Source organism: Fimbriimonadaceae bacterium (assembly GCA_023957775.1).
Lineage (GTDB): Bacteria > Armatimonadota > Fimbriimonadia > Fimbriimonadales > Fimbriimonadaceae > JAMLGR01.
Genome location: JAMLGR010000002.1, coordinates 98408 through 118742, shown reverse-complemented (window position 1 = coordinate 118742; position 20335 = coordinate 98408). Strand labels below are relative to the sequence as shown.

Annotated in this window: 19 protein-coding genes; 10 read left to right on the top strand and 9 right to left on the bottom strand. The window is 66.1% G+C overall.

The features are described 5' to 3' along the window. Positions 1–2: 2 nt before the first annotated feature. Positions 3–1991, bottom strand: coding sequence for a hypothetical protein (locus tag M9921_02140; GenBank protein ID MCO5295637.1), 1989 nt, complete (start codon positions 1989–1991; stop codon positions 3–5). 90 nt (positions 1992–2081) lie between these two features. On the opposite strand from M9921_02140, the gene M9921_02135 reads away from it, so the two are divergent. Together M9921_02135 and M9921_02130 are read left to right on the top strand one after the other, a co-directional pair. After that, a complete protein-coding gene (locus tag M9921_02135; protein MCO5295636.1) occupies positions 2082–2465 on the top strand; it encodes a hypothetical protein in 384 nt (127 codons plus the stop codon). Positions 2466–2519: 54 nt separating this feature from the next. Next, positions 2520–5576, top strand: a complete 3057-nt coding sequence (locus M9921_02130; protein MCO5295635.1) for an SEC-C metal-binding domain-containing protein — start codon at positions 2520–2522, stop codon at positions 5574–5576. Here the strand turns inward: M9921_02130 and M9921_02125 are convergent. From M9921_02125 to ftsE, 3 genes are read right to left on the bottom strand one after another with little or no spacing between them, the layout of a single operon-like run. After that, a complete protein-coding gene (locus M9921_02125; GenBank protein MCO5295634.1) occupies positions 5573–6697 on the bottom strand; it encodes a peptidoglycan DD-metalloendopeptidase family protein in 1125 nt (374 codons plus the stop codon). The genes M9921_02130 and M9921_02125 overlap by 4 nt on opposite strands. Further along, positions 6694–7569, bottom strand: coding sequence for an ABC transporter permease (locus M9921_02120; protein MCO5295633.1), 876 nt, complete (start codon positions 7567–7569; stop codon positions 6694–6696). Before M9921_02120 ends, M9921_02125 begins: the two co-directional genes overlap by 4 nt. Beyond that, positions 7562–8365: a cell division ATP-binding protein FtsE gene (gene ftsE, locus M9921_02115; protein ID MCO5295632.1), complete on the bottom strand. Its 804-nt coding sequence runs from the start codon at positions 8363–8365 to the stop codon at positions 7562–7564. Before ftsE ends, M9921_02120 begins: the two co-directional genes overlap by 8 nt. Before the next feature lie 61 nt (positions 8366–8426). Between ftsE and M9921_02110 the strand changes: the two genes are divergently transcribed. Next, positions 8427–9146: a 1-acyl-sn-glycerol-3-phosphate acyltransferase gene (locus tag M9921_02110; GenBank protein ID MCO5295631.1), complete on the top strand. Its 720-nt coding sequence runs from the start codon at positions 8427–8429 to the stop codon at positions 9144–9146. Here the strand turns inward: M9921_02110 and M9921_02105 are convergent. After that, positions 9061–9663, bottom strand: a complete 603-nt coding sequence (locus M9921_02105) for a hypothetical protein (protein MCO5295630.1) — start codon at positions 9661–9663, stop codon at positions 9061–9063. The two genes, M9921_02110 and M9921_02105, sit on opposite strands and share 86 nt — an antisense overlap. A gap of 83 nt (positions 9664–9746) precedes the next feature. Between M9921_02105 and phoU the strand changes: the two genes are divergently transcribed. Continuing rightward, complete coding sequence (gene phoU / locus M9921_02100; protein ID MCO5295629.1) at positions 9747–10463, top strand: phosphate signaling complex protein PhoU; 717 nt, start codon at positions 9747–9749, stop codon at positions 10461–10463. Here phoU and M9921_02095 read toward each other — a convergent pair. Beyond that, positions 10402–11706, bottom strand: coding sequence for a hemolysin family protein (locus M9921_02095; protein MCO5295628.1), 1305 nt, complete (start codon positions 11704–11706; stop codon positions 10402–10404). The two genes, phoU and M9921_02095, sit on opposite strands and share 62 nt — an antisense overlap. 50 nt (positions 11707–11756) lie before the next feature. On the opposite strand from M9921_02095, the gene M9921_02090 reads away from it, so the two are divergent. From M9921_02090 to M9921_02075, 4 genes are read left to right on the top strand one after another with little or no spacing between them, the layout of a single operon-like run. Continuing rightward, positions 11757–12644, top strand: a complete 888-nt coding sequence (locus M9921_02090) for a dihydrodipicolinate synthase family protein (GenBank protein MCO5295627.1) — start codon at positions 11757–11759, stop codon at positions 12642–12644. Between the two features lie 42 nt (positions 12645–12686). Continuing rightward, positions 12687–13451, top strand: coding sequence for an enoyl-ACP reductase (locus tag M9921_02085; protein MCO5295626.1), 765 nt, complete (start codon positions 12687–12689; stop codon positions 13449–13451). Then, positions 13451–14590, top strand: a complete 1140-nt coding sequence (locus M9921_02080; GenBank protein ID MCO5295625.1) for an ATP-grasp domain-containing protein — start codon at positions 13451–13453, stop codon at positions 14588–14590. The genes M9921_02085 and M9921_02080 overlap by 1 nt, the downstream gene beginning before the upstream one ends. Then, positions 14587–15720, top strand: coding sequence for a phosphopentomutase (locus M9921_02075; protein MCO5295624.1), 1134 nt, complete (start codon positions 14587–14589; stop codon positions 15718–15720). The genes M9921_02080 and M9921_02075 overlap by 4 nt, the downstream gene beginning before the upstream one ends. Here the strand turns inward: M9921_02075 and M9921_02070 are convergent. Continuing rightward, positions 15717–17138: a glycosyltransferase family 39 protein gene (locus M9921_02070; protein MCO5295623.1), complete on the bottom strand. Its 1422-nt coding sequence runs from the start codon at positions 17136–17138 to the stop codon at positions 15717–15719. The two genes, M9921_02075 and M9921_02070, sit on opposite strands and share 4 nt — an antisense overlap. Beyond that, on the bottom strand, positions 17135–17713 hold the full coding sequence (locus M9921_02065) for an SIS domain-containing protein (protein ID MCO5295622.1): 579 nt from the start codon (positions 17711–17713) through the stop codon (positions 17135–17137). Before M9921_02065 ends, M9921_02070 begins: the two co-directional genes overlap by 4 nt. Positions 17714–17763: 50 nt before the next feature. Between M9921_02065 and M9921_02060 the strand changes: the two genes are divergently transcribed. Beyond that, positions 17764–18432 (top strand): ThuA domain-containing protein, encoded by a 669-nt coding sequence (locus tag M9921_02060; GenBank protein MCO5295621.1) that lies wholly within the window; start codon positions 17764–17766, stop codon positions 18430–18432. 1 nt (position 18433) lies between these two features. Here M9921_02060 and M9921_02055 read toward each other — a convergent pair whose 3' ends face one another. Next, a complete protein-coding gene (locus M9921_02055; GenBank protein MCO5295620.1) occupies positions 18434–19192 on the bottom strand; it encodes a VOC family protein in 759 nt (252 codons plus the stop codon). Positions 19193–19272: 80 nt separating this feature from the next. Between M9921_02055 and M9921_02050 the strand changes: the two genes are divergently transcribed. Then, complete coding sequence (locus M9921_02050) at positions 19273–20331, top strand: DUF2156 domain-containing protein (protein ID MCO5295619.1); 1059 nt, start codon at positions 19273–19275, stop codon at positions 20329–20331. Positions 20332–20335 lie beyond the last annotated feature (4 nt).

Below are 20335 nucleotides of genomic sequence, written 5' to 3'. Positions count from 1 at the left end.
CCTCAGAACCGGAACTCGATCGGCAGCACGGCCTTGAAGATCACGCTCGGGCGGAAGGAGTCCGAATTCGGGTCTCCGATGATCAGGTAGTACTCGTTGCCGGCATTGCCGCTCTGGCGGAACGCAAGGTAGAAGCTTACATCTGCGTCCCGCTGCACGAAACGCGCGGCGACGGCCCGGTAGGCGTCGAAATCGTAGTTGGCGGATAAAACGGACTGCGTCTCGACGCCGTCCCGCTCGAAGTACTCGTAGGACCCCCGGATCTGAAGCCGGTCGTTGGCACGGTAGCTGAAGGAGGGCCCGAGGCTCTGGTAATCGACGCCGCCGACCCGGCCCCACCCGAGCTCGATGCCCCAGTGGTTGTACGGATTGCCCCTCGGCCACCCCACATCGACCGAGTACGAGTGATCGTCGTAGCCTCGGAACGTCTGATGGAACGCGCCGAGATCGATCGCCACACCCGCCCGGAAGGTCAGTTCGACCGAGAGCGAGATCTGCCTGCGGTAGGGGTCGCCGGCGATGGTCGTCTGATCTCGGTACGAGCTGCCGACTTGGACCTCTTCCAGCGGACCGGAGTCGTACGGGCGCGAGTACTGGACGAACACGCTTGGGCCCTTGTAGTCGGTTTCGGGCGCATAGCCCACCCTCGGATAGAGGTCGGGGCTCACCTCGGTGTAGCTGACTCCCGCCTCCCAGAGGGCGTCCCCGTAGTAGAAGCCCGCATTGTGCCGGTAACCCTTGCCACGGTCGGGGTCGGACGTCATGGTGTGCGATCCGTAGAGCGAGAACAACCCGGAGCGCGTGTAGATCCCGAACGACCCGGCCTGGCTTGTCGTCCCGTCGCGCTGATCGGCCACGAACGCACCGGAGAGGCTGGACTGGTCCCCCAGCTTCTGGCTCACGTTGCCCACGACGGTGTTCCCGCCGTGGGCGTCTCGCGTTCCCAGCACGCCCAGAGAGGTGGTCTCTCCCATCTTGCCGAACGCTTTCGCGCCGAAGTCGATCTGGCGGATCCGCTGGCTGGCGAAGATCCGAGGCCCCTCGTTGTCGCCGAAGTAACCCTGTCCTTCGAGGAAGAACGGGCGCGACTCTCCCGCGAGGCGCTCGAAGTAGCTGAAATCGAGCGAGAGGATCTGGTTCTCCACGTTGCGAAAATCTGGGTTGAGGGTCATCACGCCCTCGATCTGGTCCGTCAGCTTCCCCTTGAGATCGATCCCCCCGTCCAGCGTGCCGCCGTGCTCGTCGAGGCCTGCGTACCCGTAGGGCAGGGCGAGGATGCGGCGCCCGTGGTCGACATCGGGGATCTCGACGTCGGTCCAGTAGCCCGCGTTTTGGTACTGGCCGCGAGTCGTGTCGCGCCACTCGAACTCTCGATTGAGCCGTTGCAGCTCGCGCGAAACATTGACCCTCAGCGTCCGCTTGCCCGCACCGGGGAGCCGCAGGACGGCCCATGGGATGCGCGCTTCCGCCTCCCATCCCGTCTCCGTGATGCGGCCTGCGGCTTGGAACTCGCCTTGCCATTCGCGTTTGTTCGCCGTTCCGCCTGGGATCGAGAGGTCCGTGGCGCCGCGCGGGTTGATCCGGAATCGATGGCGGTCCGAGAAGTTGCCGAACGGATCGATTTGGAACTCGATGTGGTCGTCTCCTCCCAGGCTCGCGTTGGTCCGGTACTCCACCGCTCGGATCGAGTCGGGTTGGCTGTCGTCCAACTGGATCGCGAAGTAGATGTATTTGGCGTCGTAGGCCAGCCAGAAGCGCATGCCCTCGGGCGCAGGCTCGCCCGTCTGATCGTCGAACGCCCCCTCGCCGCCGGGTACGCCTGCCCACTCCCGCTCGAGATCGACGATCCCGTCGATCGTCGGCGCGGTGTCCAGGCGGCGGCCCGGAACGGTGCCGTCGCGGGATAGGCTGGGGAAGGGGGCCGGGTGGACGACGCCCTGAGACCATCCCAGGACCGGAAGGAGCAACGCGAGGACTGGTGTCAAGCGCACCCCCCTGTTGTACTCCAGGAATCGCCTCATGCGCGGTGCGCCAATGACGCAAGGACCCCCGGCCAAACGTCTATAATCGTTGGGAAGCCCATGCTGCCGATTCTTCCAGCCCTGTTGCTGCTGCTCGTCAACACGCCGTCCAAATTGGATCGCGTGGACTGCGTGCGCGCCTGGGGGGCGTTGGAAACCCTGCAGCGCCAACTGGAGGCTGGCTCGGCCGGACCCGATGGGGACCGGGAGCAGACGCAGCGCGCTTTGGCTTCGCTGCTCGCGTTGCGCATTCCGCCGGCCGAGTTCGGCCGGGCGCTCGCCACGCTCCTTCACTTCGACGCGGTGGAACCTGCCGCGGCTGGCGGCGAGGCGCCGGAAACCGCGGCAACGGGCGGTCCGGTCGAAGCTCCACCTCCTCTTGCAAGGCTTCGCTCAGGCTCCCTCGAGTGCCGTCGTTCTCGCGACGGGCCCTGGATTCGCTAGAACCCTCTCGCCGCCGCACCCGTCCGGGTGCCCGACCGTTCCTAGCGAAAATCCATGCAATTCCTCAGAAAACTATTCGACACAAGCAAGAAGGACGTTGAAGCGCTGCAGCCGCTCGTCGACCAGGTCAACGAGCTCGAGGCCGAGATCTCGGCGCTCACCGACGACGAACTTCGGGCCAAGGGCCCCGAGTACCGGGCGCGAATCGCGCAGGGCGCCTCTCTCGACTCGATGATGCCCGAGGTGTTCGCGGTCGTCCGCGAAGTCAGCAAGCGCCTGATCCACATGCGCCAGTTCGACGTGCAGATCGTGGGCAGCGCCGTGCTGCACCAAGGCCGCATCGCTGAGATGAAGACCGGTGAAGGCAAAACCCTCGTGGCCGTCGCGCCCATGGTCCTCAACGCCCTCACGGGCAAAGGCGCCCATCTGGTCACGGTGAACGACTACCTGGCCCGCCGCGACGCGGTGTGGATGGGCCCCGTGTACGACTTCCTCGGCCTGAGCGTCGGGATCATCCAGGGGCAGTCCGCGGACTCCGACGAGTTGGGCGGCAGCTACCGGTATGTGCCGGGAGCCCCCCACGAGGATCCCCGCTACCAGGACCTGGTGCCGTGTTCTCGGCGCGAGGCCTACCTTTGCGACATCACGTACGGGACGAACCACGAGTTCGGATTCGACTACCTGCGCGACAACATGGCGTTCGACGTCAGCCAGCTCTCCATGCGCGAGCTGAACTACGCGATCATCGACGAGGTGGACTCGATCCTCATCGATGAAGCGCGCACGCCGCACATCATCAGCGGCCCCTCGATGGAGGACGTGTCGGTCTACAAGGAGGTGGACAAGACGGTCCGGCTCATGGAGCCCGAAGTCCACTACGTGGCGGACAAGAAGAACCATAGCTGCTCGATGACCGAAGAGGGCATGGACTTCGTCGAGCAGACCATGGAGATCGGCAATCTGGCCAGCGATCCCAAGCTGTTCCACCACGTGAACGCGAGCGTGAAGGCGTACGGACTCTTCGAGCGCGATGTGGATTACGTCGTGCGGCAGGGCGAGGTGGTGATCGTCGACGAGAATACGGGACGCATGATGTTCGGCCGTCGGTACTCGGATGGTCTGCACCAGGCCCTCGAGGCCAAAGAGGGCGTCACGGTCCAGCGCGAAAGCCAGACCGTCGCGGTCATCACGTTCCAGAACCTGTTCCGCCTGTACGACAAGCTGTCGGGCATGACGGGGACGGCCAAGACCGAAGAGGACGAGTTCCGCAAGATCTACGGCCTTGACGTCGTGTGCGTCCCGACGAACCGCCCCATGGTGCGCCAAGACCAGCCCGACATCGTCTACAAGACGCAGGAGGCGAAGTTCCGCGGGATCGCCTGGGAGCTCTTGCGCCTCTACACGAAGCAGCAGCCGGTCCTCGTCGGCACCCGCTCGATCGAAATGACCGAGGTGACGTCGAAGCGCCTGGAAGCGGAGATGCTGCAGAAGCTCGTGCTCGTGCAGCGGCTGCGTCATGCGCTCGAGGTGGACAAAGACGTGCCGAAGGAGCACCGCTCCGACGCGACGGACGTGATGAACACCGACCTGCAGGAGCTCAAGCGGCCCCAACTCGCCGAGATGATGGCCAAGTGCGGGCTGCCCTCGGACGCGCACTCCGACGCGATCATGGAGTGGGTTCTCGCCCAGTTCTCGCTCGCGCAAGAAAACCGCGAGTACCTTGAGGAGGCGCTCAAGCACGGCGTGCCGCACAACGTGTTGAACGCGAAGTTCCACGAGAGGGAAGCCTTGATCATCGCAGAGGCCGGACGCAAAGGCGCCATGACCATCGCGACGAACATGGCGGGCCGCGGCGTGGACATCCTTTTGGGTGGACGCGTGTCCGACGAGCTGGTCGAGCGCTCGCGTTCGGCCGCGGGCGACCGCGAGTTCGAAGACGCGGAGACCGGCACGGCTTACCGGCGCGGCGGCCAGCAACGGGCCACGCCCCCGCTTCCCCTGGACGACCAGGAGCGCAGCCGGTTGGCCGAGGAGGTGCGCGCCTTGGGCGGCCTCTACATCCTGGGCACGGAACGCCACGAGAGCCGGCGCATCGACAACCAGTTGCGCGGCCGCGCGGGACGTCAGGGAGACCCGGGCGAGAGTCGGTTCTACGTGGCGCTCGAGGACCAGCTGTGGCGCATCTTCAACGCGAACATGCTCCAGAACCCGCTGCTCAAGGCGTGGCCCCCCATGGAAGAGGTGAACGCGAAGTTCCTCAGCGGCATGATCGCCAAGACGCAGGAGCGGATCGAGAACCACTTCTTCGAGGCCCGCAAACACGTGCTCGAGTACGACGACGTGCTCAACGCCCAGCGCGAACACATCTATGCGATGCGGCGCGAGATCCTGTTGGGCAAGGACGTGGGCGACGACCTGCGCCAGCAAATCGGGCTCACCATCGCGGAGATCGTGGACAAAGCCTGGGTGTACGACGAGGACATGCAGAGCCAGTTCGATTACGACAAGCTTTTCTCCGACCTCAACGAAGTGTTCCCCATGCTCGACTACGCCACTCCCGCGGAACTGCAGGAGAACGAGCCCGGCCCAGACCTGGTGCGGTTCTGCACGGAGAAGGCGCTCGAAGCGTTCGAGAAGAAGGTCGAGGAGTTCGGCGAGCTCAGCAAGGCGATCGAACAGAACGTGATGCTGCGCGCTGTGAACGACAACTGGATGGAGCACCTCCAGACCGTCGAGTACATCCGCGAGGGCATCGGCCTTCGGGGTTACGGCCAGATCGATCCCCTCATCGCGTACAAGCGGGAGACCTACGACCTCTTCCAGAGCACCCTGAAGTCGATTCGCGATCAGGCAGTGCGGATGATCTACCAGGCGACGATCCAACGCGAGCAGCGGCCGGAACCGCAGATGCGGCGCATCGAGGACGAGGCCGCGGCGAACACCGGCCCGGACAATTCAGCGGTCTCGCCCGTGGTCCAACCGAACGGATCGGGCTATCTGGGCGACGTGGATTGGCGGAAGATCGGCCGGAACGACCCGTGCCCGTGCGGGAGCGGCAAGAAGTTCAAGCAGTGCCACTACCCCTCGTTGCGCGCGGAAGGCGTGATCTAGAGGTACGAGAGCGGATTCACGGGCTTGCCGCCGACGCGCACCTCGAAGTGGAGGTGCGGCGCGGTGGAAAGGCCGGTGGATCCAACTGCCGCGATGACTTGGCCTTGCTGGACCTTCTGGCCCGCCAGCACCCCGATCGAGGAGCAGTGGCCGTAAAGGGTTGAGATCCCGCCTCCGTGGTCGATGACGACCATGTTGCCGTAACTCCGGTTGTACTGGGCGGCGATCACCACGCCCGGTGCCGCCGCCCGGATGGGGGTCCCGCTCTTGGTTCCAAAGTCGATGCCTGCGTGAAGGCGGTTCACCTTGAGGATCGGGTGGAAGCGCATCCCGAACTTCGAGGTGATGGGGGCGTTGACCGGCTTGATCATCCGCCCGGCGTACTTGGGCAGGTTCGCGGATCCCGAACTGGATTGGTACGCCGCGATTTGGGCGGCGATCGAGCGCTCCTCGGCGTCGAGCTGGGCGATGAGCTTCTCGAGATCCGATTGCTTGCCGCGCAGGTCGCGCAGATTGGCGTTTTTCTCGTCCCGGACCTGCTGGACGAACGCCTGTTGGGCTTGCTGTTCGCGAGCGAGCTTGTCGATGCGGACCACCAACTCGTCCGCGCGGGCTTTGCGCTTGGAGATCCCCTGGCGAAGTTCGACGATCCCGTTGAAGAGGGAGCGGTCCTTCGACGCGATCCGCTCGAGAAGGTATTTGCGCGAGGCAAGCTCCCCCACCGAATCGACCCCCGCGAGCGCGCTGATGAAGGACGCGTCGCCGCGCATGTAGATGGTGCGCAGTCGGTGGCGGAGCTGCTCGCGCTGGACTTCCAGTTGGGCGGACGCCTCTTCGAGTTCGCGTGCGAGGCGGGTCTGTTCGGAGCGGCTGTCGCTCAGACGCGCCGTGGTGTCGTTGAGCTTGTTTTCGAGAGTGCCAAGCTGCTGGTCGATCTCGCGAAGGTCCACGCGCACGGAGCGAACCTGCGCGCGCGTGGAGTCGAGTTGGCGTTTGATCGACTCGCGCTTCCCCCGCACCGATTTGAGATCGCTCTTCAGGTTGTTGACTTTGGCTTGCTGCCCGAATCCAGGTCCGAGGACCAAGACCAGGGCCGCCGCCACCACGACACGGATTCTCATGAGAACTTGATCGGCTCCCTCAAAGCCAGAGACGAGCAGAACAGCCCGTACGCGGCGCCGGCCGTGCCGAGCAGCACCAGGGCGAACGTCGTTGGGAAGGGGGGCAGCTTGCCCAGGGCGGACATCGTTTGCAGCGATCGGTTGAGCCCGGCATGGCACCCGAGCAGCATGAAGCTGGCGAGGCATCCTCCGAGCATGCCTTGGACGGCGCCTTCCAGGATCAGCGGAATCTGGATGGTCGAGTGCGTGGCTCCCACAAGACGCATGATACGGATTTCAAGCCGGCGTGACATGATCGTGAGCCGGATCGTGTTGTAGATCAGCACGCCCGCCGTGATGAACAGCAGCCCTCCGAGTCCGATTCCCGCCCATCGCACGAGCTGGAGGAACTGGCCCACCATGCGCTGCTCGTCGTCGAGGTAGACCACGCCGTCCTTCTCCGCCACGGTGTCCAGCGCGCGGATCGCGTCGGCGACCTCGGCGCCCCGGTTGAGGTCCTTGACGGTGACTTTGAACGCGTCCGGAAGGGGGTTGTCCAGACCCTCCGTGTACTCCGGCATCTTCTGCTTCATCAGCTCCCACGCCTTGTCGCGCGGGATCCAGTTCACTGATTTGACGTTGGGAATCGCGCGCATCGTCGCCGCGGTTTCGGTGATCTGTTTGAAGTCGGTGCCGTCCTTCAGGTAGACGCGCATCTCGAAACGGTTTCCCATGGCCTCGGCGAACTCGCTGACCTTGAGGTACGTGTACCCGAGCCCGCCGAGGAGGAAGAGCGCCACCGCGCACGTGCTGATCGCGGCGAAGGTCATCCGGCCGTTGCGTTTCAAGGCCACGAACGCCTCGCCGACCAGAAACTCGATGCGGTCAAGCAAGGTCGGACTCCTCGGGAGCGGGAATCGGGACTCGGGAATCGGGAGTCGGGTCCTCCGGAGCGGGAGACGGGAGTCGGGAATCGGGAGTCGGGTCCTCGGGAGCGGGTTCGAATGCGGTGTCGTGTTGGATGCGGCCCCCTTCCAGGGTCACGATCCGCTTGCCCATCCGCTCGACCACCATCATGTCGTGGCTGGCGACCAGCACCGTCGTTCCGCGGATGTTCAGCTGCTTGAGCAGCTCCATGATCTCCCAACTGTGCGCCGGATCCAGGTTGCCGGTGGGCTCGTCGGCGATCAGGAGCGAGGGGTTGTTGATCAGCGCGCGGCCGATGGCCACGCGTTGCTGTTCGCCGCCGCTCAGCTCGTTGGGGAACGCGTCGGCGCGGTGTCCGATGTTCACCCGTTCCAGAATCTCCGGGACGCGGCGCCGCACCTCGCGGCGCGTGGCGCCCACGGCGCGCATGGCGTAGGCCACGTTCTCCCACACGCGCTTTCGGGGCAGCAGCGCGAAATCCTGGGGGACGATGCCCATCTCGCGGCGGAGTTGCGGGACGTCCCGTTCGCGCAGGCGCGTGATGTCTCGCCCGTGGAACAGCACGCGGCCCCGAGAGGCCCGCACTTCGTGGGTCAGGAGCTTGAGCAACGTGCTCTTGCCGGCGCCCGTCGGTCCGACGAAGAAGACGAACTCCCCGCGCTCGACGTGAAGCGTCACACCGCGCAGGCCGTGCACAAACTCGCTGTACTCGACCTCCACCGCCTCGAAGGCAATATAAGGGCTTCGCAATCCGTCGCTCACCTGAAGGGCCAAGGTTACCTGCCGCCCCGCGCCGGGTTCCGGGCGGAGTATCCTCCGTTCGATGGCGAGTCCCGACCCGTGGTACTGGTTTGTGCGCAACTTCGTCCGCGTGTTCGGGTTCCAATGGACGGGGGGCTTGCGGGTCGAGGGCCTGGAGCACATTCCCCGAACCGGCCCCGTCATCGTCGCGCCCAACCACCTCAGCCACCTCGATCCGCCGATCGTCGCCTGCTCGGTTCCGAGGAAGGTGGCGTTCATGGCCAAGGAGGAGCTGTTCCGGAACCCGCTGTTCGGGCGGCTCATCAGCAGCCTGAACGCGTTTCCGGTGCGGCGCGGCGAAGGCGACACCGAGGCGATCCGCAAGACGCTGGAGCGGCTCGAGGCAGGCGAACTCGTGCTCGTGTTCCCAGAAGGCACCCGGGGCGACGGCCGCACGCTGGGGCCGTTCAACCGCGGAGTGGGCATGCTCGCCAAGCGAAGCGGAGCGGTCGTCGTTCCCGCGGGCATTGCGGGCACCGAGAGGAAACTTCCACGGGGTGGAGGGCGTCCCCGCTTCGCCCGAACCACGATCGTGTTCGGTCCCCCGCTGGAGTACCGCACGTTCGAGGAGGCGGATCGCAAGCGCGCGCGCGACCTGTTCGCGGATGCGCTCCGCGCGTCGGTCGAGGCGGCTGCGAGGCGAGCGGGGCTCGCGCTTACATCCGACCCGACAGGGACACACCCAGCGACATCGAGTGGGGCGACGTCACCCAACGAACCGCCAGACTCGGCGCCGGCTTGAATTCGAGCCCAGCGGCGGGCCTCTCCGAATCGTGCTCGATCAGAAGCCGCAGCGACCGGGAGAAGGGGAGCGAGGCGCCCACGAAGAAGGCGTTGCGCGATCCAAAAAAGGCCCCCAGGGTCGTTTCGGCAGGCGTGCTCGAGTTGAACGCCCCGTCCAATCCCGAACGGTAGGTGATCGCGACAAACAGCCGGCGCCCCTCCTCGGAACGGTCGAGGGCATCGACCATGCCCAGGGTGAGGCCCGGGGCGTAGTTCACCACCGGGTCGAGGTAGGAGAACGAGAAGTCGAAGGTCGCTTCATGGCCCTCGTCGCCCGTGACGACGGCGGCGTCGAAGGACTTGCCGATGCCAAGTCCGTAGTACTGGCCCTGCGAGGTTCGCATCTCGGTGTCGAACAGGTGCTCGGTCCGAAACGTCCGGAAGGGGAGCTTGCTCCCCGTGGGGATCAGGATCAGACGATCCGCCGTACCGGTTGCAGCCCACGCGACTGCGAGGACTGCCAAAGTCGCGCGCATATCGCGCACCATACCTCCGCGGCCCGCTCGAAGGCGTCCGATTTGGAGAGCGACGTCCAAACCGCCATACTGTCACTGAACCGATGAGCTACCGCCAGCAGTACGACGACCAACTCCAACTCATCCGATCGAACGTCGTTCGGATGGGCAACCTCGCCACGGAGATGGTGCGCCTCGCCGTGGACTCGGCCCTCGCGGGAGACCTCGAGCTGGCGTCCAAGGTCATCGCGATGGACGACGAGGTGGACCGACTGGAGTCGGAGTCCTTGCACCGTTGCGTGCTTACCGTGGTTCGGGAGGCCCCGGTCGCGAGCGACCTGCGCCTGCTGGTCTCGACGATCGGGGTCCTTGGCGAAATCGAGAAGGTCGCAGACGACGCGGTCAAGCTCGCCCGGCGGGCGACCAAGCTCACGGGGCAGTTCCCAGGGGAGCTGAAGTCGGCGCTCGCCGAGTTGGGAACTCACGCGAACCAGTCGTTCGCCTCGTCTTTGAGGCTTTACGCCGAGTACGATGCCGGGTTGGCGCGCGAGGTGATCGACGCGGACAAGGCCATCGACTCCGAGTACAAGGGCGCCCGCAACCGGGTCTTCGAGATGATCAAGGCCAATCCCAACGCGACCGAGTCGCTCGTCCGGACGATCGAAGTGTTCCACGCGCTCGAACACGTCGCGGACCACGCGGTCGAGATCGCGTCAAGGCTGCAGATGCACCACAACATGTCGGCGATTAACGAGGTGGCTAACGAGTCTCCGGCGCGGCCTCCTGGAACTGCCGCAGAAGGTGAATCGACACCCGAGTGATGCGCCTGCGGGCCATGTTCTCCACGCGCAACGTGCCGAGCGGGGTCTCGATCGAATCGCCGAGTTTGGGCATGTGGCCGAGAGAGTCCACCATCAAGGTCGCCAACGTGTCGGTCGTGGGCTCTTCGTCGAACGAGAGCCCGAGGTAATCCACCAGTTCGTCGAATCGGACGCCGGCCCGCGCGGAGATGCGTCCTCCCGGGTGGCGTTCGATCGGGGGCCGCTCGCTCTCCAAGCGGTCCTCGAGTTCGCCGAACACCTCCTCGACGAGATCCTCCAACGTGACGAGGCCACTCGTCCCGCCGTACTCGTCGACTACGAGCAGCATCTGGATCTTCGCTTCCCGCATGGTCTGGATCATGCGGTCCATCGGGAGGTTTTCGGGAATGACGACGGCCTCTCGGACGAGGTCCTGAAGCGTCACATCCTCCCGAAAGGCGGCTCGAACCACGTCGTGAAGGTAGAGAATTCCAACCACCTCGTCGATATCGCCACGGCACACGGGAACGCGCGTGTGGCGAATGTGGCTCATGGCCTCCAGCAGTTCACTCGGGGGCGTCGCGACGTCGATCCACTCGATGTCGAGCCGGTGGATCATCAGATCGCCCGCGCACAGGGTATCGAGTTTCAGCGCGCGCGAAATGAGATCCGCGTGCACCTTCTCGAGAACGCCTTGGGCGCCTCCCGCCCGGATGAGCAGGAGCAGCTCGTCCTTGGGCAGGGCGTCGCTCCCCTCCTCCTTCGGATCGATGCGCATCAGTTTGAGAACCCCGGAGCCGGAGCTTTGGACAAGCCAGACCAGGGGCATCGCCAGCTTGGTGAACAGGTGCAGCGGACGGATCACGAACAGCGCGAGCCGCTCGGGAACGCGCAGCGCGAGGTACTTGGGAACGAGTTCGCCCAGGACCACGAGCACGTAGGTGACGGCGATGAACGAGAGCGTGAAACTGATCCGCCGATCCACAGCTCCGAGCCAGTTGGTCAACAGGTCGGTCACGAACGGCTCGGTCATCGACCCCACGGCGATTCCGAGCATCGTGATCGCGATCTGGATCGAGGCAATGTACGGAGCGAGGTCCGTCAGGGCGTCTGAGAGGACCTTGGCGGATCCGCTGCCCTTTCGGGCCAGCGAATCGACGCGGCTCTTGCGCGCGCCGAGGAGCGAGTATTCGGCCGCCACAAAGAAGGCCGCCCCGAGGACAAGCAGGCAACTGCCGAGCGCTTTGAGGCCCCATCCCTCCACGGGGGCATTGTGGCACAGGGCCCGTGCGATCGCCGAAGTAGACTCCGCCCATGTTGGCATCGGGCGTCTATCCCGCATCGGTCACTCCGTTCGACGTCCGCGGACGGGTGGATCTCGCCGCGTTGGCGCGCGTGCTCGCGTGGTTCGAAGCCTCCGGTTGCCGGGGCGCGGTGCTGGCGGGGACCAACGGCGAAGGCCCCTCGCTGAGCGCGGTCGAAAAGCGCGATCTGCTTATCGCCGCGATGGGGGTCCGGGGGAGCCTCGACTTGATCCTCGGCGTCGCGACCCCCTCGCTCGACGAGGCGATCTGGTCGTGCAAGCAGGCGCACCGAGTCGGTGCGGCCGCGGTGCTGCTGATGGCCCCGTTCTACTTTCGCGACGCGACCGAGGCGGGAATCGAGCGCTGGTTCACCGAAGTGCTCGACGCGTCCCCGCTTCCCATCCTCCTCTACAACTTCCCCCAAAAGACGGGGATCGTCCTGAGCCCCGACCTTCTGGCGAGGCTTGCCGGGCACGACCGGTTCTCGGGGGCCAAGGACAGCAGCGGGGATCCGGCCAACCTCTCCGCGTATCGCCAGGCGGTGCAGCCCCACCACGCGCTCTTCGTCGGCAACGAGACCCTGTTGCTCGACGCCCTCGGACTCGGATGGACGGGAACGATCAGCGGGGCCGCGAACGTGATTCCCCAGTGGCTGGCCGCCGTTTGCGAGGAGTGGTCCTCGCAGCGCGAATCCGCAGAAACGAAGTTTGCGCTCGCCCTCGCCGCGATCGAAGCGCTCCGAGCGGGACCGCAGCCCGCGCTGAACAAGGCCGTGCTGCGCGCCCTTGGGGTGTTGCCGGACGCGCGTGTGCGCGCCCCTATGATGGAGTGCCCGGAGGTCCGGCTCGACGAGACGCTGCGGGTCTTGCGAACGACCCTCGGCATTGGCCCGGCGTGACGCTTCGGGCCAATTCGGTCGGCGCCCCGCCATAATCGGTGCATGTTGCTCGAAGGCAAGAAGGGGTTGGTCCTGAACATCACCAACAAGAACAGCATCGGATGGGCGGTGGCGCAGTTGGCGGCGGACCACGGGGCCCGCGTCGGGGTCGGCGCCCAAAACGAGAGGATGATGGAGAGCGTCCTCCAGTTGGTGGACGGGGACGAGCGTTTCGTGCCCGTCATGGTGGATTTTGGCGACGAGGATCAACTCGATGCGCTGGCGGAAACGTCGGCCTCGACCTTCGGCACGTTGGACTTTGTCGTGCACTCCGCCGCGTTCGCACCGCGGGAGGAGTTGGCGGGGCGGTTCATCGACACGTCGCGCGAGGGCTTCGGCATCGCGCTCGACGTGTCCGCGTACTCCCTGGTGCGGCTTTGCAACAAGCTGGAGAAGGTGCTCGCAGACGACGCCAGCATCGTGACGATGAGCTATCTGGGTTCCACTCGGGCGGTGGGAAACTACAACGTGATGGGAATCGCGAAGGCCGCGCTCGAAGCCAGCGTCCGGTACCTCGCCGTCGATCTGGGTGGCCGCGGCATCCGCGTCAACACCGTTTCTCCCGGCCCGATCAACACGGTGGCGGCACGGGGGGTGAAGGGGCTGACGGAGATGATCGAGTACGTCCGGGGTCGGGCGCCGCTCAAGCGCGACGCGGCCCAGTCGGAGGTGGCAGGCACCACGATCGCCCTCCTCAGCGATCTCACGAGGGGTGTGACCGGGCAGATCGTGTTCGTGGACGCCGGCTACAACATCGTCGGTCTGTGATGCGCCCCGTGGCCCTCAACAAGACGGACTTGAAGGCGGATCTCGGTCTGCTGGGCGGCGGCCAGCTCGCCCGTATGTCGATCCAAGCGGCGCAGCGGATGGGATTGAAGTGCCTCTCCCTCGACCCCGCGGCGAACTCCCCGGCATCGCAGATCGCCCCCAACCGGGTGGGGGCCTTGGACGACCCCGATGCCATCGCGGAGATCTTCCGTGGCGCGGAGCGGGTCTCTTTGGAGAACGAGTTCATCCCGGCGGAGGCCGTTCGGGAGGGGTGCGCCCGCGCGGGGGTGGCCCTCGACCGCCTCGTCCCCCCTCTCGAAGCGCTGGCGACGATTCAGGACAAGCTGCGCCAGCGGCAGGCGCTGGCGCGGGCGGGCGTCCCCTGTCCCCACGCCGTCGCCCTCGACGACGGCGGCGCCCGGGCGATCGAGGAGATCGGATTCCCCATGGTGCTCAAGGCGCGGTTCGGCGGCTACGACGGCAAGGGCACGCGGTATGCGCGCTCGGAGTCGGAGTTCGACGCCCATCGGCCGCTTTGGGAGGCCGGCGGGTGGCTGGCCGAGGGTTTCGTCGACTTTCGACGCGAGCTGGCGGCGATGGTGTTCCTGGGTCCGCATGGGAAGGGGTGCTATCCCACGATGGAAACGGTCCAGACGAACCACGTGTGCGACCTGGTCTTTCCCAGCGGCACCGACGCCTCGACCATCGCGATGCGGGCGGTCGAGGCCGTCGCCGAACAAGGGCTGTTCGGCGTGGAGTTGTTCGAGGTGGGGGAAGGGGAGTTCCTGGTGAACGAACTCGCCCCGCGACCCCACAACACCGGGCATTACACGTTGGATTGGGGCGCGACGAGCCAGTTCGAACAGCATGTGCGCCTCGCCATGGGTTGGGCGCCGGGAACCGTCGACGGGGAGCCTGTCTGCATGGCCAATCTGCTCGGGCAGGAGCACGCCGCGGACTTGCACGGGGCCCTTTCAGCCGTCGCAAGTCTCCCAGGGGTCCACGTGCACTGGTACGGCAAGGCGGAGGCGCGGGTGGGCCGGAAGATGGGCCATCTCAACGTCCGAGGCGGGGACGACCTGGTAGGGCGCGCCCGCGAAGCGAGGGCGAGGTTCTACGAGGCATGGGAAGGGAAATGAGACGGGCGATCGTGATCGTGTTGGATGGATGCGGAGCCGGCGCCGCACCGGACGCCGAGGCGTTCGGCGATCTCGACGGGCCCTCGACCCTGAAGCACGTGTGGGAGGCGGCCGGCGGCATCGACGCCCCCAACCTGGCCGCCGCTGGGCTCTTCGACGCGGGAGGCGTCTCGACCGGTGTGAGGTGGACCGGCCGCTGGGGCCGGCTGCGGGAGCTTTCGCAAGGTGGAAAGGACTCGGTGACCGGGCACTGGGAGATGATGGGAATCGTCACCGAACACCCGTTCCCCACGTACCCGCAGGGCTTTCCCATCCCCCTGATCAAGGCCTTCGAACAGGCGATCGGGACGCAGACCCTCGGCAACTGCCCCGCGAGCGGCACCGAGATCATCCAGCGTCTGGGCGAACTGCATATGGATACGGGGTTCCCCATCGTGTACACCAGTGCGGACAGCGTGTTTCAGATCGCGTGCCACGAAGAGGTCGTTCCGGTCGAGACCCTGTACGAGATGTGTCGGCAGGCGCGGGAGCTTTGCACCGAGCCGGACAACGTCCAACGCGTCATCGCCCGCCCCTTTGTGGGCTCCAAAACCGAGGGCTTCCGCCGCACGGAGAGGCGCAAGGACTTCCCGCTCACGGCGCCTCCCAACCTGGTGGACGCGGTCGGGAACGTCCTCGGCATCGGCGTGGTGCCGGAGCTGTTCGCGGGCCGCGGGTTCCGCACGACCGAACGCACGCAATCGAACGCCGAGCACGAGAAGGCCCTTTGGAACGCCCTGGAGAGCGACGCGCGCCTGATCTTCGCCAACTTCGAGGATTTCGACATGCTGTACGGCCACCGCAACGATCCCGCGGGCTTCGCCAAGTGTCTCGAACGGTTCGACGCGACGTTGGCGGAACTGGAGGGGAAGCTCCGTCCCGACGATCTGCTGCTGCTGACCGCCGACCACGGCAACGACCCGACGACCGCCTCCACCGACCACTCCCGAGAGTACGTGCCGTGTTGCCTCGTCGGAGCAGGTGTCGCACCGGGCCCGTACGGGGACGTGGACGGAATGACGGCCGTGGGCGCGACCGTCGCCGCCCACCTGGGGGTGGATTGGGCCGTGGGCACCTCCCTCCTGGGTTAGGGCATGCGGGAGAGCTGGAACATCCGGTAGTTCTTGGGCGGTGCTTTCTCGAGCGGGGTGAGGGTCCACCCTTGCTCCCGCAGCGTCTCGAAGTCCCGATCACGCAGGCGTCCGACCCTCGTGATCACGATGCCGGGACCCTTCGCCTCCAGTTCGTCGAGCGTTTCGGCCTCCAGCACCACCCGGTTCACGTAGTACTCGAGGGAAGGCAGGGACGTCTCCTGAATCTTGGCCTGTCCGGTGCCCAGGCCCTTTTCGCGCCGACCCATCTGGTAGGAGATGACGGGGCGGCCCAGGGCGCGAGCCTCCACGGCGAGGCGATGGACCTCGGCCTGGCCCGACGCATAGTACAGCACGAATCCCACGTTGAGCAGCGCCGCGACGACCAGCGACGTCGCGACGGCGCCCCACGGGGTGCGCGCTGGCTCGCCTCGGCCCAATCGCCTCGCGATCAGCATGCCGAACGGGATCGCCGCGGGGAAGATGTAGTGGGGAAGCTTGCTCCCCCCGATCGTGAAGAAGAGGAGCACGACGCCAAACCAGGTCGCGAGGTACGCCTCGTAGGGGTGTTCCTTGGCCGGGCTTGGGAAGGCGCGGAAGGCGTAGAGCGACCACGGCAGCATCCCCACCAGGAGGACCGCGGGATAGAGGGGCAGCCCCACCCAGAGCGGCACGGCGTGGGCGGCGTCGCCTCCGGCAAAGCGCTGGATGTTCTGCTCGATCAGGAACTTCTGCACAAACGAGTCGGGGTTGGCGAGATACGCGGGGGCATACCAGGTGGCGACGACGGCCGCAAACACGACACCGCCGAGGACCCACCCCCGCCCAAAACCCGCACGCAGATCGGGTTCGCGCCAACACGCCAGCACGGCGACCGGGGCGAACAGAAGCAGCGCGACGGGTCCCTTGGCCAGCACCGCAAATCCAAGCGAGGCCGCGGCGGCCAGACGCCACCGCAACGACCCATCCCGCGACTCCCAGTGCGCGAGGAACGCGCCGGTCAAGAAGAACACCAGCAGCGCGTCGGTCATCATCATGCGTCCGAGGGCGGCGACCAGCAGCGACGTCCCAAGGACCATCCACGTCCAGGGCGCCGCGCTCTCACCGACGTTGCGGCGCATCGAAGCCGCGCAGATCGCGTAGGTTCCGATGTTGGCGAGCACGCTTGGGACGCGCAACGCCCAGGCGGCTCCGAAAACCTTCGCGAAGGGCGCGGCGGCCCAATAGAGGAGGATCGGTTTCTCAAACCAGGGATGCCCTCGGTAGTGGGGGGTGATCCAGTCGCCGGTGCGGAGCATCGCCGACACCACGGCCGCATAGAAACCCTCGTCGAGGTCGAAGAGGCCGTAGAGCCAGAACCCGAGCAGCGGCAGCACCGCCAGGGCGATCGGGAGCGCGCGACCGCGGGGGCCGTTCACGCCCCGTGCCCCAGGGCCTCTTCCACCACTTCGATCAGCACGTGCAGCGCCAACATGTGCAGCTCCTGGATCCGGTCCGACGTCTCCCCCGGAGCGACGATGCACCAGTCGCACAACCCGCGCACGCGGCCGCCACCCTTGCCGAGGAAGCCCACCACGCGCATGCCCCTCCTTCGCCCTGCCTCCGCTGCCTCGACGATGTTTGCCGAATGGCCCGAGGTGGAGAGGACGATGAGCAGGTCGCCCTCGTGGCCGAACGCCTCGACCTGACGGGAGAAGACGTGCTCGAAGCCGAAGTCGTTGGCCACGCACGTGAGGTGCGTGGGATCGGAGAGCGCGAGGACGGGGTAGGCGGGGCGGTCGCCTCGGAAGCGGCCGCTCCACTCTTCGGCAAAGTGCATCGCATCCGCAAGGCTCCCTCCGTTGCCGCACACGAGGACGCGCCCCCTTTTTCGGAGGACCTCCGTCAGCGCCTCGGCGATTTCGAGAAGGCTCGACTGAATCTCCGGATCCGCGCGAAACGACGCAAGGGCCTGGGCGGCATCGGAGAACGCACGGTCGAAAATGCGGTGCATCGAGCCCGATTATGGCGCAGTCCACAAAGCTCCAAAGGTACGATGGGCCGATGCACACACCCTCTGCACTCATCGTTTGGGGAGGCTGGGACGGCCACGAGCCCGATCTGGTCGCCGATCTCTTTCGCGACATGTTGAGCGAGGAGGGTTTTCGCGTCGAAGTCTCCAGCTCCCTCGACGCGTTCTGCGATGCGGAGAAGCTTGCCGCGTTGGACCTGATCGTGCCGGTCGTCACGATGGGCACGATCCGCCCCGACCAGCGCGATCCGGTGCTGAAGGCCGTCTCCGAACACGGCGTGGGTTTGGCCGGGTGCCACGGGGGCATGTGCGACGCCTTTCGAGAGGACTCCGAGTGGCAGTTCATGACCGGCGGCCAGTGGGTCGCGCATCCGGGAAACGACGGCGTGCGCTACACCGTGCGCATCAACCGCGCGAATCCGCACCCCATCACGCAGGACCTCGACGATTTTGAGGTGGTGAGCGAGCAGTACTACCTGCACACCGACCCAGGCAACTCGGTGCTCGCCACGACCGAATTCCCCAACCCGAGCGCACCGGGGCCGCACAGCGGGAACCCGTGCCAAATGCCCCAGGTGTGGACAAAGACGTACGGCGCAGGCCGCGTCTTCTACTGCGCGCTAGGCCACAACCGCCACGTCCTCGAGTCCGGCACGCCGCGCGAACTCATGCGGCGCGGTTTCCTCTGGGCCGCGAAATAGATCAGCTCATCTCTTGACCGAAGGCCACGATGTGTCCGTTGGGGTCGCGGAGGCTGAAATCGCGCATCTTGTAAGGGCGCAGCCCCAGGTCCTCGACGATGGGTACTGAGTGGGCCGTGCACCGCGCGTAGATCGCATCCACGTTCTCGACGGTCACGTAGATCGCGAACCCTGCGGCCGGCGTCACGGACTCGGCGCGGCTGAAGTGCACCTGGTGCTTGCCGGCCTTGACCCCGCCGTAGACGACGGGCTCCCCATATTTCCAGGGCTCGCCGAAGCCGAGCTTCTCGGTGTAGAAGGCAAGCGCGTCCTCGACGTCTCGCACCGCCAGGACGGGGCAGATGTCGTCGACTCCCGTGATGGGGGCGGCGGATGGGCCTTCGGCCGCGCCGGCATCGGGGACGGCGACGTGACCCGCCTCGCCGATGAGCGCGGAGAGGTCCTCGATGGTGACCGTCGACCTCGAGTCGGTCCACTTTTCGGGATCGACGTAGTGGATGTTGATCATCTCGTGGGCATCGTCGGTGCCCGAGGTGAACTCGATGGATGCGCCCGCTTCTCCCTGGGCGATCACCCGGTCCGCCTTGCCGTCGCAGATGGCGCGGAGTTCCTGGGGCGAAACCTGGAGATGGTGGAGGTGCCCCATCGGTTGGTCGAAAGGCGTCAGCACCGTCAAGACCATGTGGCCGTCCGGGTTGACGCCCATCTGCAGGCGAAGCTGCGATGGCGCGCCGAAAGGAATGGTGCCGTGATATACCATAACCCAGATTAGCACCCGGCGAGATCGCTTGCAATGACCGCTTCGAAGGAAGCGACTTCAGACTCAGCACTTCTCCCCCCATGGACGAAACGGCACGAAGGTTGGTGATGCGCTACGGCTGGAACGCCACGGCGTACCAAGTGCTGAACAAGGGGATCGAACACTGGTTTTCCGAAGCGGGCGACGGCCTTGTGGGATTTGTTCGCCACAAGCACGTGAGGGTCGTCGCCGGCGCCCCGATCGGGCCTCGGGAGCGGCTCCCCGGGATCGTCGCCGAGTGGGAGGAAGCGTCGAGCGAGGCTGGCGAACGGGTGTGCTACTTCGGGGCCGCCGATCGCCTCCGGGAGGCTGTGGGACTCCATCCGGGTTCGAGCATCGTGCTGCTTGGCGCCCAACCTTCTTGGGATCCGGCACGGTGGCACGAGACGGTTCACGCGTACCCCTCGCTTCGCGCTCAGTTCAAACGGGCTTCGAACAAGAACGTCGTGGTCCGCGAGTGGAGCTCCGAGAAGGCCACGGACCACCCCGAGCTGTTGCGATGCCTTGCCGAGTGGCTGGAAACGCGGGGGCTCCCTCCGCTCCACTTCCTCGTCGAGCCGGAGACCCTCCACGAGGTCGGCGACCGGCGCATCTTCGTCGCTGAGAAGGATGGAGAAGCCGTCGGCTTCGTGTCGATGGCGCCGGTTCCCGCACGCAACGGGTGGTTGACCGAGCAGTTCGTGCGAGGTTTCGACGCGCCGAACGGGACGATCGAACTGATGCTGGACACGGCGATCGAAGCGGTGGCGTTCTCCGGTGCCGACTATGTGACCATGGGGCTGGTGCCGCTTGCCGACCACGGGCTCCAAGCGCGTGTCACGCACCCTTGGTGGTTGCGGATCCTACTGCCGTGGGTTCGCGCGCATGGGCGCAGGTTCTACAACTTCGACGGTCTCGACGCTTTCAAGTCGAAGTTCCGGCCCCACGCGTGGGAACCGCTCTACGCGATCGCGAACGAGCCCGTGTTCAGCCCGCGCACGCTGTACGCGATCACCGAGGCGTTCACCGCTCGCCCGCCGTTGGTCGCCGTGGGCCTGGGGCTGCTTCGCGCAGCCCGGCAGGAGATCCGTTGGGCGTTCCACCCGCGGCGACCCCGGTGAAACC